At 63.0% G+C, this 13,387-nt stretch carries 17 protein-coding genes; 8 read left to right on the top strand and 9 right to left on the bottom strand.

The window, feature by feature from the left end; translation table 11 throughout:
• Positions 1-30 precede the first annotated feature (30 nt).
• Positions 31-1,209, bottom strand: a complete 1,179-nt coding sequence (locus Mgrana_RS13805; protein WP_119358188.1) for a putative Ig domain-containing protein — start codon at positions 1,207-1,209, stop codon at positions 31-33.
• A 115-nt stretch (positions 1,210-1,324) separates the two neighbouring features.
• On the opposite strand from Mgrana_RS13805, the gene dcd reads away from it, so the two are divergent.
• The 3 genes from dcd to Mgrana_RS13790 all read left to right on the top strand — a co-directional run bounded on the left by dcd (position 1,325) and on the right by Mgrana_RS13790 (position 3,703).
• Positions 1,325-1,894 (top strand): dCTP deaminase, encoded by a 570-nt coding sequence (dcd, locus tag Mgrana_RS13800; RefSeq protein WP_119358187.1) that lies wholly within the window; start codon positions 1,325-1,327, stop codon positions 1,892-1,894.
• Between the two features lie 145 nt (positions 1,895-2,039).
• A complete protein-coding gene (locus Mgrana_RS13795) occupies positions 2,040-2,591 on the top strand; it encodes a peptidylprolyl isomerase (RefSeq protein ID WP_240631381.1) in 552 nt (183 codons plus the stop codon).
• Between the two features lie 11 nt (positions 2,592-2,602).
• Positions 2,603-3,703, top strand: coding sequence for an ATP phosphoribosyltransferase regulatory subunit (locus tag Mgrana_RS13790; protein WP_119358185.1), 1,101 nt, complete (start codon positions 2,603-2,605; stop codon positions 3,701-3,703).
• A 25-nt stretch (positions 3,704-3,728) separates the two neighbouring features.
• Here the strand turns inward: Mgrana_RS13790 and Mgrana_RS13785 are convergent, their stop codons facing one another.
• From Mgrana_RS13785 to crcB, 3 genes are read right to left on the bottom strand one after another with little or no spacing between them, the layout of a single operon-like run.
• Positions 3,729-4,313: a sulfite oxidase-like oxidoreductase gene (locus tag Mgrana_RS13785; protein ID WP_119358184.1), complete on the bottom strand. Its 585-nt coding sequence runs from the start codon at positions 4,311-4,313 to the stop codon at positions 3,729-3,731.
• A 55-nt stretch (positions 4,314-4,368) separates the two neighbouring features.
• Positions 4,369-4,713, bottom strand: a complete 345-nt coding sequence (locus tag Mgrana_RS13780; RefSeq protein WP_119358183.1) for a DUF190 domain-containing protein — start codon at positions 4,711-4,713, stop codon at positions 4,369-4,371.
• Entirely contained in the window at positions 4,710-5,084 is a 375-nt protein-coding gene (gene crcB / locus Mgrana_RS13775) for a fluoride efflux transporter CrcB (protein WP_119358182.1), read from the bottom strand. Before crcB ends, Mgrana_RS13780 begins: the two co-directional genes overlap by 4 nt.
• Before the next feature lie 127 nt (positions 5,085-5,211).
• On the opposite strand from crcB, the gene Mgrana_RS13770 reads away from it, so the two are divergent.
• Genes Mgrana_RS13770 through Mgrana_RS13755 form a run of 4 tightly spaced genes read left to right on the top strand, consistent with a single transcriptional unit; the run spans position 5,212 to position 8,619 of the window.
• Positions 5,212-5,727, top strand: a complete 516-nt coding sequence (locus Mgrana_RS13770; RefSeq protein ID WP_119358181.1) for a DUF4384 domain-containing protein — start codon at positions 5,212-5,214, stop codon at positions 5,725-5,727.
• Positions 5,724-6,893, top strand: a complete 1,170-nt coding sequence (locus Mgrana_RS13765) for a hypothetical protein (RefSeq protein WP_119358180.1) — start codon at positions 5,724-5,726, stop codon at positions 6,891-6,893. The genes Mgrana_RS13770 and Mgrana_RS13765 overlap by 4 nt, the downstream gene beginning before the upstream one ends.
• 31 nt (positions 6,894-6,924) lie before the next feature.
• Entirely contained in the window at positions 6,925-8,079 is a 1,155-nt protein-coding gene (gene tgt, locus Mgrana_RS13760; protein WP_240631380.1) for a tRNA guanosine(34) transglycosylase Tgt, read from the top strand.
• Positions 8,080-8,097: 18 nt separating this feature from the next.
• On the top strand, positions 8,098-8,619 hold the full coding sequence (locus Mgrana_RS13755) for a GNAT family N-acetyltransferase (RefSeq protein WP_119358178.1): 522 nt from the start codon (positions 8,098-8,100) through the stop codon (positions 8,617-8,619).
• Here the strand turns inward: Mgrana_RS13755 and Mgrana_RS13750 are convergent.
• The 3 genes from Mgrana_RS13750 to Mgrana_RS13740 form a co-directional block, all read right to left on the bottom strand.
• The gene (locus Mgrana_RS13750; RefSeq protein ID WP_119358177.1) at positions 8,616-9,755 is read right to left on the bottom strand and encodes an AI-2E family transporter; all 1,140 of its coding nucleotides are present in this window, start codon (positions 9,753-9,755) and stop codon (positions 8,616-8,618) included. The genes Mgrana_RS13755 and Mgrana_RS13750 overlap by 4 nt on opposite strands.
• Positions 9,756-9,812: 57 nt before the next feature.
• The gene (locus Mgrana_RS13745; protein WP_119358176.1) at positions 9,813-10,526 is read right to left on the bottom strand and encodes a M23 family metallopeptidase; all 714 of its coding nucleotides are present in this window, start codon (positions 10,524-10,526) and stop codon (positions 9,813-9,815) included.
• A gap of 63 nt (positions 10,527-10,589) precedes the next feature.
• Positions 10,590-10,886, bottom strand: a complete 297-nt coding sequence (locus tag Mgrana_RS13740) for a large ribosomal subunit protein bL28 (RefSeq protein ID WP_119358175.1) — start codon at positions 10,884-10,886, stop codon at positions 10,590-10,592.
• 133 nt (positions 10,887-11,019) lie between these two features.
• Between Mgrana_RS13740 and lspA the strand changes: the two genes are divergently transcribed.
• Positions 11,020-11,493, top strand: a complete 474-nt coding sequence (lspA, locus tag Mgrana_RS13735) for a signal peptidase II (protein WP_119358174.1) — start codon at positions 11,020-11,022, stop codon at positions 11,491-11,493.
• Here lspA and Mgrana_RS13730 read toward each other — a convergent pair.
• Both Mgrana_RS13730 and Mgrana_RS13725 read right to left on the bottom strand, forming a co-directional pair.
• Positions 11,490-12,128 (bottom strand): DUF1648 domain-containing protein, encoded by a 639-nt coding sequence (locus tag Mgrana_RS13730; RefSeq protein WP_119358173.1) that lies wholly within the window; start codon positions 12,126-12,128, stop codon positions 11,490-11,492. The genes lspA and Mgrana_RS13730 overlap by 4 nt on opposite strands.
• A 35-nt stretch (positions 12,129-12,163) precedes the next feature.
• Positions 12,164-13,324 carry a pyridoxal phosphate-dependent aminotransferase gene (locus Mgrana_RS13725; RefSeq protein ID WP_119358172.1) on the bottom strand — a complete coding sequence of 387 codons (1,161 nt, stop codon included), beginning with the start codon at positions 13,322-13,324 and terminating at the stop codon, positions 12,164-12,166.
• Between the last annotated feature and the right edge of the window lie 63 nt (positions 13,325-13,387).

The raw sequence follows: 13,387 nt of genomic DNA, 5'->3' as shown, positions 1-13,387 counted from the left end.
CCAGAAGGATTTAGACCTGCTGCGCTCTTCCTATGCCTGGGCCAGCTTAATCCCGCTCACGCTGGCCCAGGCATAGGAAGAGCGCAGCAGGTCTAAATCCTTCTGGTCCACCACCCCATCCCCATTGAGGTCTCCCTCCAGCTTCTGGGGGGCTGCCTGGGCCGGTTGTGGGCTGGGATTCTGCCCCGGTTGTGGACTGGGGGTCTGCCCCTGCGGAGGCTGGTTCTGCTGGCCTTGGGCCGAGTTCTGCGGGCTGGCCGGAGCCCCCGCCGGCGGGGCCTGAGCCGATTCCCCCGAACCCTCAGGCTGGACCGGGGCGCTCGGCCCTTCGGCCTGGGTGGTCTCCTGCGCCGCCGAAGTGGGCTCCCCTGGCGCTGCCGGGGCAGAGGCAGCGGGGGGCTGAGCCGGGGCGGGGGTCCCTTGCCCAGGGGCCAGCTTGCGACCCCAGTTCTTGGCGATGGCCTGGAGGTCGGCATAGGTGTACTTCCCCTGGCTGGGAGCCCGGTCAATCTGAGGGTTGCCCGCGACCAAAGCCCCATTCTTGTCGTAGAAAGCCAGCAGCGGATTGGTAGAGCCAAAGCTGGGGCGCAGCTTCTTGTCGGGGGTCAGGGTCAGCCGCAGCACCTCGAGGTCTTTCTTGGGGGTGACAAACACCGCATCCAGGTCCAACAGGTGAGTCTCGGGGTTATAGCGGCTCACCGTCAGCAGCCCCTCGGGGGTTTTCAGACTCTCGAGGGTGGGCTGGAGGTCTTTGAGGGCCAGTTGCATCTGGAAGCCCCTGGCCTCACGGTTGCGCACCCGCATCAGGTACACAAAGGGATCCGCGCTCTCGGCCAGCGGGAACACCTGCTCGAGCTGCGGGGGAGGGGTCTCGGCCACGGTGAGCGTGGTCTTTTGTACCCGGCTGCTGAGGTTGCCGTCCTCTACCGTCACCGTGAGGTCAAAGCTGCCCTTCTCCTGCGGGGTTCCACTGATGCGCCCATCGGCATAGGTCAGCCCCTTGGGGAGGGTTCCATCAAAGCTATATTTATATGGACGAATCCCCCCATCGGCGGTAAAGGCTGCCGTGTACGCCTCCCCCAGGTAGGCCGGGGGTAGGTTCACGGTGAGGCGCAGCGGCTCTTTGGTCTGACTGCCAGCGCTGTCGCTGCCGCAGGCGGCAAGCAAGCCCATGAGCCCCAACCATAGGCCCAACACAGGGAAACGCATGTCCCCAGTTTAGGGGGCTTTATGAACAGGATTTGTGAAAAATCCGCCGCCTCGCCTCATGCGCCACAGGCCTATTGCTCGATCGGGCGGCTACAGGACAGGTATAGTTGGGGCTATGAGTGTTAAGGGAAGCAGCCTGGGCATCAAGCCTGACTGGTGGATCCGCGAGCAGGCCCGAAACGGCATGATCGAGCCCTTCGAGGAAAATCTGGTACGCGAGGGCGTGATCAGCTACGGGCTAAGCAGCTTCGGTTATGACCTGCGGGCGGCGCGGGAATGGAAAATCTTCGCCAACGTCTTTCACACCGTCGCCGACCCCAAGGGCCTAGACCCTAAGAGCTTTGTGGACTATGAAGGGGACCAGGTGATCATCCCCCCCAACTCCTTCGTGCTGGCCCGCAGCGTCGAGTACATCCGGATGCCCGATGATGTGCTGGCGATTGCCATCGGGAAGAGCACCTATGCGCGGGTGGGGGTAGTGGCGAACATCACCCCACTGGAGCCGGGCTGGGAGGGGCATGTGACCCTGGAGTTCTCCAACACCACCCCACTCCCGGCCAAGATGTACGCGGGCGAGGGGGTGGTGCAGCTGGTCTTCTTTCAGGGGGAGCGCCCCGAGACCACCTACCGCGACCGCAAGGGCAAGTACCAGGGGCAGCGCGGGATCACCCTGCCCAAAATTTAGCGTTTGGGCCTCGAGCGGGTAAACTGTTCGGGCTATGCGTGTGGGTTTAGCCATCGTTGGAATCCTGATTGCGGCTGGAGCAGTCTTTTGGGGGCTGCGGGCCAACCGTCAAGGGATCGAGACCTCGCCCACCCCTGGAGGTGCTATGCAAGCCCTACCCTACCAATCCGATAAGCCCATCACCAAGTTCGCCAAGCCTGAGCAGGTCATTGATGCCCAGCACGAATACGTGGCCGAGCTGCAAACCACCAAGGGCCCCCTGACCATTCAGCTCTACGCCGACCAGGCCCCCAAAACGGTGAACTCCTTCGTGTTTTTGGCCCTGCACCACTACTACGACGGCATCGTTTTCCACCGGGTAATTCCCGGCTTTGTGGCCCAAACCGGCGACCCCACCGGTACGGGGATGGGGGGGCCCGGCTACCAGTTTGGCCTCGAGGTCACCCCCGCGCTCACCTATGACCGCAAAGGGGTCGTGGGAATGGCCCGCACCATGGACCCCAACACCAACGGCAGCCAGTTCTACATCACCTTTGGCCCCACCCCCAACCTCAACGGGCAGTACACGGTGTTTGGTCAGGTTACCGCGGGGTTGGATGTGCTGGACAAGATCGCCCCCACCGAAGGGCCCGGGGCGGTCTCAGGGGATAAGCGCGATAAAATTCTCTCGGTGAAGATCTTCGCCAAAGCCAAATAACCCCGCCCGCAATGATCCCCGAAGGCACCCGCTATTTCCTTCCGCCTGAGGCCCGCCTGAGGCGGGAGTTTTTGGCCTCCTTGCACGAGCTGCTGTACTCCTGGGGCTACGAGCCGGTCGAGCTGCCGGCCCTGGAGTTCTACAACCCCGCCCATGCCCTCTCCGAGCTGGCCTTCAAGCTGGTGGACAAAAGCGGAGAGGTGCTGATGCTGCGCACCGAGTTCACCACCGCAGTCTCGGAGCTGGTAAAGGGGCAGCGGCTGGAAGGGCCCGTGCGGGTGCAGTATTCAGGGCCCCTGTGGTTTAGGGAGCGCGACGCGGAGCTCGGCCGAAGCCGGGAGTTCACCCAGGTGGGGGCGGAGCTCATCGGGGTCTCGAGCCCCCAGGCCGACGCCGAGATCCTCGAGCTGGCCTGGGAAACCCTGCAACGCCTGGGGTTTGGAGGGGCTCAGCTCGAGGTCGGCTTGCCGGCGTTGGTGCGGGATCTGCTGGAGGCCACCGGCCTAGACGAGGCCCCCAAGGAAGCCCTGCGCCAGGCCATCCAGCGCAAGAACAGCCCCGAGCTTGAAGAGCTGTTGGGCCAGTACCGGGTTCACCCCAGCCTGGGTGGGGCCCTGCTCACGCTGCCCGACCTCTACGGCGGGCGGGAGGTGCTGGCCGAGGCCCGGGCCCTGCCGCTTTCCACCCGGGCCCAGGCCGACCTGGACTGGCTCGAGGCCATTCTGGCCCGGCTTCCCGAGGTCCCGCTGTTGCTGGATTTAGGCCGCGCTCGGCGGCTGGGCTTCTACACCGGAATCAACTTCCAGGCCTATACCCCAGATTTTGGCCTGCCCCTGCTGGGGGGTGGGCGCTACGACGGGGCTTTGCTGCCCTATGCGGCGGGGTTTGCGGTCGGCCTGGAGCGGGTCATGGAGGCCCTGCGCCTGCCGGGGTCCGCCACCGCACCCGAGGTGCTGGCCCTCGACCGGGGGTTGGCCCGCAGGCTGCGCGCCGAGGGGCGACGGGTGGAGCTAGCCTGGACGGATCAGCTCCAAGAGTTGCTCGAGTATGCCCGTGCCCGCGGCATCCGCTGGCTGGCCCGGGAGGGGCGGCTCGAGGAAATTCGCCCTTAACTGTGTCGTTTGGGGAGAAGCGCGATCAGTCGTCGCTGAAGCGCTCTTCCTTCCAGGGATCGCCCCGTCGGTGATACCCGTTGACCTCCCAGAACCCCAGGGCCTCGCGGTCCAAAAACTCAAAGCCCCGCAGCCATTTGGCGCTTTTCCAGGCGTACAGGTGCGGAACGATCAGGCGCAGGGGACCACCGTGCTCCCGGGGAATGGGCTGGCCAAAAAGGGTGTGGGCCAAGAGATTTTCAGGGCGCAAGAAATCATCCAGGAGCAGGTTGGTGGTGTACCCCCCATAGCAGTGCAGCATCACGGCCTTGGCCTCCGGTTTGAGCTGAACCTGCTGCATTAAGTCCAGCACCCGCACCCCCCTCCACTGCACCTCGAGCTTGCTCCAGCGGGTCACGCAGTGGAAATCAGCGGTCAGATCAGACTGCGGCAGGGCCATCAGCTCATCCCAGCTCCACTCCTTGGTTGCTTCCACCTGGCCCCAGACCTGAAACCGCACCTCCTCGGCTCGCACCGTGGGGGTCGGGCCGTAGGTAAGGACCGGGAATTTCTGGGTGAGGGTCTGTCCAGGCGGGACCCGTGGGTCTTGGGCTTTGGGCTTGAAAAGCATGCCTCGAGTCTAGCCCTCCCGCCGGGGAATCCCGGTAACGAAGCCTACACTCCCCTCACCCCTGGCTCGAGCCAGTGCGGTAGCGAATCACCTCCACCTTCTCCAGGGTGACCAACCCCTCCTGGATCATCGCATCGAGGGTGGGTAGAAAGGCTTGTATCTTCTCCTCGGTGTCCACAATTTCAACCAGGATCGGCAGATCTTCGGAGAGTTGGAGGATCTTCGCGGTGTGAATGAGCGAGTGGCCGCCAAAGCCCATAAACCCCTTGAACACTGTGGCTCCGGCCAAACCGGCCTTCTTGGCTTCCATGACGATGGCCTCAAACAGCGGCCTACCCTGCCATTGGTCGAACTCCCCTATAAAAACCCGCACCAGCTTAGCCTCTCCCTCGAGCTTCATACCCACCTCCCTGCCAAACGATAGCCCACCAAGACCGCCAAGAAGCCCAACACCAGGCTTCCCAGGGCATATGCCAGCGCCCCGAACCACTCTCCCCGTTGGAGCAGGGTCAGGGTTTCGTAGCTGAAGCTCGAGAAGGTGGTGTAGCCTCCCAGCACCCCCATCGCCAGAAACAAACGGGCTTCAGCCGAGAGGCCCCCCTCCAGATTCAGCCGGATCACCATCCCAATGAGAAAGCTGCCGCTCACGTTGATCAAAAGGGTACTCCAGGGGAAATCCGGCCCGATGAGGCTTTGAATCCCAGTCCCCAGGCCATAGCGCAAGCCAGAGCCAATGGCCCCCCCCAGCATTACCCAGGCATAACGCCGCACGTCCGAAGTATAAAGGGCTCATAAACATCGAGCGAAAGCGGCGATACGCAGGGTGGGCAAAGTATAAGGACTTCTTAATGCTGAAGCTTAGGCAGGTCTCAGAGACGCGGGCGTAAACTTTGATGTCATGAGATTTTTGAGTGGGTTGGTCTTAGCGGTGGTTCTGGGGGCATGCGCCCCCCAGATGAGCAACGGGATCGGCGAGAGCCAGCGTTCAGCCTGGGGCGTACAGCCGGTGATTCGCGACTTCGCTCCGGATCGTGGGGCCGGGGCCAGCTACAAAGTGCGCGAACGGGTGTTCTTCAATTTCAGCCTGAGCCAAGCAGGGTACGTCACGTTGATCACGATAGACCCCGACACCACCACCGTGGTGCTCGAGCGCAACCTCCCGCTCGCGGCTGGAGCCCATACCCTGCCCCTCAAAAGCGACAAAACGGCCCAGGGTCAGGCGACCTACCTGGTGCTCCCTCCCACTGGGGTTTCCCGCTTCCGCCTGCTGTTCACCGATACCCCGGTTGAGGGCAGCGGATTTTTCCAGGGCAAGCTGAGCGAGGAGGAGCTGAACCGCCAGACCGGGGCCTATCTGGAGGCCTCGAGGGTGCGCGACGTGGCTGAAACCACGCTAAGGACGGTGGCACCATGAGGCATACGCTGCTTGTCCTCACCGCCCTGACCGGTCTGCTGGCCGGGTGCTCGACAGCCAATCAGAACGCGGGCCTAACCCTCTCCCCCAATGGGGTGGTGATCCCTGCGGATCAGGTGGATGCTGCCGACACCAGCAGCCTGACCGTACAGACCGAAAAGGATCTTCAGGCTGGACAGGTGGTGATCAGCGACGAAGGCGACGGCCTGGTGCGGCGAATCACCTCGGTGCAAACCCAAAGCATAACCCAGGTCGGGACCCAGGTGGTGCGCAAGGTGTACCTCAAAACCGAAGATGCTTCCCTCGAGGAGGCCATCGCCTCCGGGAACGCCGACTTGGATTTCGGCACCCTGCAAATCGGCGATGCCAGCCTGGTCCAGTCGGTCCCTGGGGTTCAGGCCGAGGCCATTACCGGGAAGATCACCCTCAAAAACGTGACCTTTACCCCTGTCCAGGGGGTCACCATCACCCTCAACGGCAGCGTTACCCAAAGCCTCGACCCCACCTTCCGTCTCCAGTTTGCCAACAACAAGGTCCGCTTGTTCGAGGCGGGGATCGCTGGAACCCTTAGCTCCGAGCTCAAAGCCAGCGTCACCACCACTGGCAAGGCCACCTTGAGCATGGCCACCGAGCAAACCCTGGCTAGCTACTCGCTCAAGCGGGCTTTTCTGGTGGGGGCGGTCCCGGTGGTGGTGGTGATCGAGCCCCGGCTGGTCGCAGGGGCCGGGGCTGGGGCCGATAAAGCCATCACCGTGAACGCCGGGGTAGCCCCCAGCCTCTCGGTGAATCTGGGGGCCAGGTACGACGGCAGCACCGGCCAGTGGAGCTCGCTGAGCAACCAGCCGGCCTTCAAGGCCAGCCTCAACCCCAGTTTCAGCTACAGCGCACCTGGAGGTGGGCAGGGTCAGGTGTACGCCAAACTGGTGCTGGACGTGAAATTTTATGGGGTGGTGGGGCCCAGCCTCGAGGCCAAACCCTTTGCCAACCTGAGCATCAGCGCCAACACCCCCACCCAGGCCAGCCTTGCTGGGGGGCTCTCCGGAACTGGGGCGCTCAAGGCCGGGTTCAAGGTGTTGGGCAAAGGGCTCGATACCCAGTATGCCCTGCCCACGGTCAGCAGCAGCCAAACCTTTACCTGCTCCTCCAGCGGCTGTAGCACCAATTGACCTTTGGCCCCCAAGGCTCGAGAATACTCCGGTGTTCGAGTTCTCCCTTACCGCCCGGTCCGGTCGTGCCCGCACCGGGCTTTTGCTGACCCCCCATGGAGAGGTTCAGACCCCCCTCTTCATGCCGGTGGGTACCCTGGGCAGCGTCAAAGGGATCTCCCCGCAGGAGCTCCAGGAAATCGGCTCCCAGATCATCCTCGGCAACACCTATCACCTGCTGCTGCGCCCGGGCCCTGAGCGGGTTCAGCGGCTGGGCGGGCTCCACGGTTTCGCGGCTTATCCCGGCCCCTGGCTCACCGACAGCGGGGGTTTCCAAGTGATGAGCCTGGGCCACCTGCGCCGCATCTCCGAGGAAGGGGTGGTCTTCCAAAGCCACCTCAACGGAGACCTGATCGAGCTTTCCCCCGAGAAAAGCGTATGGGTGCAAGAAGCCTTGGGGGCGGATATCCTCATGGCCTTTGATGAGTGTCCACCCTACCCGGCCTCGAGGGAGTACATGCGCGACTCAATCGAGCGCACCCTGAGGTGGCTCGAGCGCTGCCTGAGGGCCAAAACCCGCCCCGATCAGGCCCTGTTTGCCATTGCGCAAGGCGGGGTAGATCTCGAGCTGCGCCGCCTCAGCACCGAGGCCACCGCTCGGTTCGATACCCCCGGTTATGCCATCGGTGGGCTGGCGGTGGGCGAACCCAAGGAGGGGATGTATCCGGCGGTGGAGCTTTCTACCCGCCTCTTGCCCGAGCGCAAACCCCGCTATCTGATGGGGGTGGGCCACCCCGAGGATTTGGTGGCCTCGGTCGGGCTGGGGGTGGATATGTTCGACTGCGTGTACCCCACCCGTACCGGGCGCTTCGGCTACGCTCTGGTACCCGAGGGCAGGATGAACCTCAAACTCAGCAAGCACCTCGACGACCCCAACCCCATAGACCCAGGGTGTGACTGCTACACCTGCCAGCACTTCAGCCGGGCCTACTTGTCCCATCTGGTGCGGGCTGAGGAGATGTTGGGGCTGCGGATGCTGAGCCTGCATAACCTGCGCTATCTACACCGGTTGATGGAAAGCGCTCGAGCCGCAATTCAAGCCCAGGCTTACGGGGAGTTCGCCCAGGACTTCGCCGGAAAACGTTTCGGGCCTGAGGTTCCAGAGTGGTTCCGCAAAGCCCTTCAAGCGGGAGGGCACTGGGCGTAGAAAGCGGGTTGGTAGCGCATGAAGATCCAGCAACTGGACGCCAAAAGCCTAAAGCCCCTGCTCCCTCCGATGGTGGCGCTGCTGCAAGAGGTGGTGGACGGTGGGGCCTCGGTGGGGTTCTTACCTCCCCTGTCGGCTCAGGAGGCCGAAGCCTACTGGCTCGAGGTGAGCAAAGCCTCACAGGGGGCCCATAAGCGGCTGTGGGTGGCGCTGGAGAGCGGCCAGGTGGCCGGAACCCTCCAGCTCAACCTCGAGGCCCGCGCCAACGGGCTGCACCGGGCCGAGATCGCCAAGCTGATGGTGGGTTCGGCCCATCGGCGCAAGGGCCTTGCCACCGCGCTGATGCGGACGGCAGAGCTCGAGGCGGGAAGGCTGGGGCGGACCACGCTTGTGCTAGACACCCTCGAGGGCCACGAGGCCGAGCGGCTTTACTTGAGCCTGGGTTGGCAGCGAGCCGGGGTGATTCCCCAATACGCCCGCGGGCAGGATGGCCAGCTCCACGGCACGGTGGTGATGTACAAACTGCTGGCCCCGCATTAGCCTTCCTTATAGAACCTCGAGTTGAGGTAGTAGTCGGTGTAGAGGATCTTGAAAAAGGCCAGGATGGGCCCTGCCAGCAAGGCCCCCACCACCCCGAAAAGGGAACCCGCGATCAAGATGGCGGAGATACCGGTGACTGGGTGGATGCTCACGGCCCGGCGCATGATGAAGGGGCCATAGAGGTTGCCCTCGAGCTGGTTGGCCAACCACAAAGCCCCCCCCGCTCCCAGCACCGCCAGCCAGCCCATCGGCAGGGCCAGCAAGATCGCCGGGATCGAGGAGATGATCACCCCCACATAGGGGATAAAGTTGAAGATAAAGGCCAAAAACCCCAGGGAGAAGGCCTGCGAAAAGGTCTGCTGGCTAAACCCCTGGAAAATCCCATAGACCACCGAGAGGCCGATCGCTACGGTGAGCCCCACCAGGGCCGCCACCGTGATCTGCCCCCGCACATAGTTGCCAAAGGCCCGGTCCGCCCGCTCCGCAAGCTCGCGGGTGAGCGGTTGATAGGGTTGGGGGACGGTGTTGAACAGGGTGTATCCAACCTTGGGCAGGTCGTAAAGCAGATAGATGGAGATGGTCAGCGCGGTGAGGAGTTGGAAGATACCGCCCACAACCGCGGTGAAGAACCCGATCAGATTGCCCCCCTGAGCCAACAGGGCTTGAAGCCCCCGCAGCAGGGTTTGGGCAAACCCTTGCAGGAGGGTCTCGAGGCTGCTGCCGGCCTGGTTCAGGGCTTCCCGGATGGGCTGCGGCAATTCAATCTGTCCCAACGCCCCCGGCAAGCCGCTAAACCAGTTAAGAAGGGGCGAAAGAAGGGCCGGCAGGTTGTTCAAAAAGCCGGTAAGCTGGCTGACCAGGTTGGCCAACAACACCGAAGCCATCGCCAGGAAGAGCAAGAACCCCGCAAACACCACCACCACCCCCAAGGCCCGGGTCAGGTGGCGCCTCTCAAACCAGCGCACGATGGGACTGGTGATATACGAAAAGACAAAGGCCAAAGCAATGGTCACGATCGCGGTTCGGGCCCCGTGAAAAATCCACGACAACAACCAGAGGGCCAACAGCAACACCAAAATGTAGACCGCGGCCCGCACCCAGAGGTATTGCCAAACTTGTTGAAAGGTCTGCCGCATGGCGTCAATACTAACAGAGGAATTTGGGAAGGGCCGGCGGCATCCGGTCTCTCCGCCCTATTTCACCCCGAACTCGAGCGCTGCCTTGGCCCGCAGCGCCTCAGGGGGCAGGCCCTGGCCAAAATACTTGTCCTTGTCCGGCTCCCCGTCCCATAGCTCAAACAGCAGCCGCGCTCCCTGCGCCTGGCCCAACACCCCGTACTCTGTACCGCTGTTGCCCACATTCCCGATCCACTGCCCCTTCTCCACCTTGCTGCCCACCCTGATGCCGGGGGCTAAGGCCGAAAGATGAGCGTAAACCGTGGTGAGGCCCTCGGCATGGCGAATCCACACCTCCCGGCCCCGAAGCCGGGCCATCTGCTCTGGGGTAGCCCCATTGGCTACTGCTTTGAGCAAGGCCTGGAAGTCCTTAGGGGACAACTCCTTGTAGTCGGTGTCGGCTTTGACCACGGTGCCGCTCGAGGCTGCCACCACCCCCATCCCATAGGCCACCGGGACGCAGGCGTCGCCATTCAAGAAGACAAACCCCGGGTTGGTCCCCTTGCGATACTCGCGCGGAGCGCCTGGCAGGTTGGCGGCGGTTTTGGGCAGGCAAGCCCCCGGAAGCGGCAGCGAGAAGCGCTCCGGAGGCTGGGGAGGCTGGGCGGTGAGCTTGGCAATCTCGGCTCGAGCCGCCCGCAGCTGCCTTCGGGCTGAAACCAAATCGGCCGTCTGCCATAGGGCAAACAGCCCCACCAGGGCCAATACAATCCAGCCCGGCTTAATCGGCATAGGCTATTGTATCCAAACCTAAACCCCTCTCCCAAGGGGGAGAGGGGGATCCGTCGGCCTACATTACAGCAGGTTCAGCAGCCGGCTCTTGACCTGCTTGGCGTTGAGCCCCTCGAGCTTCATCCCCTTAGAGCGCTCAACCAGTTCGTACACCTTATGAACGTGGCTCACCGCCACCTTGAAGGTGATGTCATGCCCCCCCACGTTCACCGTTACCGTGCGCAGGTTGGGAGACTGCCAGTGCTTGGCGTATCCCGTGATCTTCTTCCCCACGCCGCCCTCGCGTTTGGCCTTACCGCGATACGTAACCGCCACCGCCACCCGGGGGCGCTTTCCGCTGATTTCGCAAACCTTGGACATTGCTAAGCTCCTTGCTGCCTTCCAGGGATGCCCCCTTTGGGCTCCTTCTCTCGGGCGGGCGCTGGGGCCGGCCTCAAGACAACGTCCACGAGTATAGCATAGCCTCGCCAAAGCGTGCTAGACTCCCCAGGACATGGCCATTGCCCTTTGGCTGGTTCCGCTTTTGCTGGTCGCCGACCAAGTGATTAAGCTCGAGGTGTTGCGAGCGGTAGGGCCTCGAGCCTTCGATGTCTACGCGGTACCCATCCGCAAGCTGTTTTGGATCTTCGACCTCACCTTTCTCAAGAATACCGGGGCGGCTTTTGGGTTGTTCCAGGGGGGGGCCCAGTGGCTGGTTTGGATCAGCCTGGTCGTGGGGTTTGGGCTGCTGATCTACATGGGCCGTACCCGGCTGCCCTGGCTCCAGCAGGTGGCCTTCTCCCTGATCGCCGCCGGGGCCCTGGGCAACGCCATAGACCGGCTGGGCCGAGGCTGGGTGGTGGACTACATCGACATCAACCACACCGGTTTGTCGTTTCTGGACAACTTCCCCGTGTTCAACCTAGCCGATAGCTGCGTGGTGATCGGGGTGATTTTGCTGCTCCTGCCGCAGCGCAAGCGGCGTTAGGGGGCATTCCGCCGCCAAGCCAGATAAGAGAAGACCACCAGGTAGAGGCTACCCAGCAGAAACGCACCAAACCAGAGCCAAAACCAACCCCCCCCTGCCCCGAGGAGCCCCAGGAGCAGGGCCCAGCCCCCCATCAGGGCAAAGAGGAGGCCCGCCCGTTGGTGGGTAGAGTGCCAGACCCTAGGGCTTTCCAGGGTCCAAGGCGTGCGTACCCCCGCGAAATAATTGGGGGGTAAACGGTAAAGCGGCGCGCTCAGCAAAAGGAAGGCCATCCCCACGGCCCCTAAAATGGCCCGCTCGATGGGGAAAGGCTCCCCTTGCACTTGCCTCCAGGTGGTGTAGAGGATGGCCCCTTGGAGTAGGCCCAGGCTAACCACCAGCCCTGCAGTGAGCCAGGGCCAGGCGCTAAGCTTTTGGTCCTTTAGCTTGGGGTCCAGGCGGGGAGCTAGGGCCAGAAGGGAATAAAGCAGGACGAGGACCACTGGGAGGAGGAAGACCTCGAGGCGGCTCCCGTAGCGATCCACCGCACCCTGTAGGTTCCAGTGAACCGGGATCCGCTCAGGCAGGAGCAGATACACCCGAAAGGTGAAGCCCCAGACCAAAAGCAGGCCCAGAGGAGCCAGCCACCGGATCATTTCTTCAGTCTATATCCGAAGGCCAGCCCCATCCATTAGGGACGTGCCAGCAGCTCCTCGATGCGGTGCAAGGCTTTTCGAATGTTGTCCTCGCTGGTGGCGTAGCTAAACCGGACATGCTGTGGGGCGGCAAAGTCGGTACCGGGAACCACCGCTACCCGAGCCTCGGTCAGCAAGCGCTCCGCCGCTTTCACCTCGTCGGGATCAATTTTGGAAACGTCGCTGAGCACATAGAAGGCTCCATTCACCTTGGGGGTAGGCAGCCCTATGCGGTTCAAGCCCTCCACGATGAGGTTGCGCCGCCCACGATAGGCTTCTCGAGCCATAGCAATGAACTGCTGCGAGGCCTCGAGGTTGGTCAGGGCCTCCACCATGGCCCACTGGGCGATGGTGTCCGGGCTAGTGGTGCTCTGGCTGTTCACGTCCACCACGGCCTTGATCACATCCTTAGGCCCCCCGGCGTAGCCAATGCGCCAGCCGGTCATGGCATAGGCCTTGGCCGCGCCATTGACGGTGATGGTGCGCTCAGGGGCCACTCGAGCCGGGGAGAAATGTTCCCCCTCATAGATCAGGTGCTCGTAGATCTCGTCGGAGATCACATAGAAATCATGCTTGCGCGCGATCTCGGCGATGGCGGTGAGCACCTCCTGGGGATACACCGCCCCCGTGGGATTGCCTGGGGAGTTGAGCACCACCGCCTTGGTGCGGGGAGAAACCTTCTTCTCCACCTCGGCGGGGTCAGGGATGAATCCGGCTTCAGGGCCGGTCCGCACCTCCACCGCCTCCCCCCCGGCGAAGCGGGCCATCTCGGGGTAGGAAACCCAGTACGGCCCAATCACGATCACCTCGTCTCCAGGATCTAGGAGGGCCTGGAAGAGATTAAATAGGGCCTGCTTGCCCCCCACCGTGACCACGGTTTGATCCGGGGGGATGTCCAATCCATTCTCGCGCTTGAACTTCTGCGAGATGGCCTCCCGTAGCTCGGGGATCCCGGCGGGCGGAGCGTATTTGGTTTTTCCCGCCTGTATGGCCCGCCAAGCTGCGTCCTTAACGTGCTGAGGGGTATCGAAATCGGGCTCCCCAGCGGTCATGGCCACCAAATCAATACCTTGGCGGCGCAGCTCGAGGGCCTTGGCATTCACTGCCACGGTGGAGGAGGGCTTCATGCTGTGTACCCGCTGAGACAAGCCTCGCATACCCATGCATTGTCGAGGCTTCGGGCTCGAGGGTCAAGGGCTATCACCCCCGCTCCGGCCAAG

This window comes from Meiothermus granaticius NBRC 107808 (assembly GCF_003574355.1).
GTDB lineage: Bacteria > Deinococcota > Deinococci > Deinococcales > Thermaceae > Meiothermus > Meiothermus granaticius.
The sequence above is the reverse complement of the archived record's forward strand: the minus strand, read 5'-3'. Positions and strand labels throughout refer to the sequence as shown.

Excerpts from the sequence above, each read along its gene's own strand:
- Mgrana_RS13755 (WP_119358178.1), top strand. The coding sequence starts at position 8,098 with ATGAAGATCCAGCAACTGGACGCCAAAAGCCTAAAGCCCCTGCTCCCT.
- Mgrana_RS13785 (WP_119358184.1), bottom strand. The coding sequence starts at position 4,313 with ATGCTTTTCAAGCCCAAAGCCCAAGACCCACGGGTCCCGCCTGGACAG.
- lspA (WP_119358174.1), top strand. The coding sequence starts at position 11,020 with ATGGCCATTGCCCTTTGGCTGGTTCCGCTTTTGCTGGTCGCCGACCAA.
- Mgrana_RS13790 (WP_119358185.1), top strand. The coding sequence starts at position 2,603 with ATGATCCCCGAAGGCACCCGCTATTTCCTTCCGCCTGAGGCCCGCCTG.
- Mgrana_RS13780 (WP_119358183.1), bottom strand. The coding sequence starts at position 4,713 with ATGAAGCTCGAGGGAGAGGCTAAGCTGGTGCGGGTTTTTATAGGGGAG.
- Mgrana_RS13745 (WP_119358176.1), bottom strand. The coding sequence starts at position 10,526 with ATGCCGATTAAGCCGGGCTGGATTGTATTGGCCCTGGTGGGGCTGTTT.
- Mgrana_RS13730 (WP_119358173.1), bottom strand. The coding sequence starts at position 12,128 with ATGATCCGGTGGCTGGCTCCTCTGGGCCTGCTTTTGGTCTGGGGCTTC.
- Mgrana_RS13770 (WP_119358181.1), top strand. The coding sequence starts at position 5,212 with ATGAGATTTTTGAGTGGGTTGGTCTTAGCGGTGGTTCTGGGGGCATGC.
- Mgrana_RS13765 (WP_119358180.1), top strand. The coding sequence starts at position 5,724 with ATGAGGCATACGCTGCTTGTCCTCACCGCCCTGACCGGTCTGCTGGCC.
- Mgrana_RS13740 (WP_119358175.1), bottom strand. The coding sequence starts at position 10,886 with ATGTCCAAGGTTTGCGAAATCAGCGGAAAGCGCCCCCGGGTGGCGGTG.
- Mgrana_RS13750 (WP_119358177.1), bottom strand. The coding sequence starts at position 9,755 with ATGCGGCAGACCTTTCAACAAGTTTGGCAATACCTCTGGGTGCGGGCC.
- Mgrana_RS13805 (WP_119358188.1), bottom strand. The coding sequence starts at position 1,209 with ATGCGTTTCCCTGTGTTGGGCCTATGGTTGGGGCTCATGGGCTTGCTT.
- dcd (WP_119358187.1), top strand. The coding sequence starts at position 1,325 with ATGAGTGTTAAGGGAAGCAGCCTGGGCATCAAGCCTGACTGGTGGATC.
- Mgrana_RS13725 (WP_119358172.1), bottom strand. The coding sequence starts at position 13,324 with ATGCGAGGCTTGTCTCAGCGGGTACACAGCATGAAGCCCTCCTCCACC.
- Mgrana_RS13795 (WP_240631381.1), top strand. The coding sequence starts at position 2,040 with ATGCAAGCCCTACCCTACCAATCCGATAAGCCCATCACCAAGTTCGCC.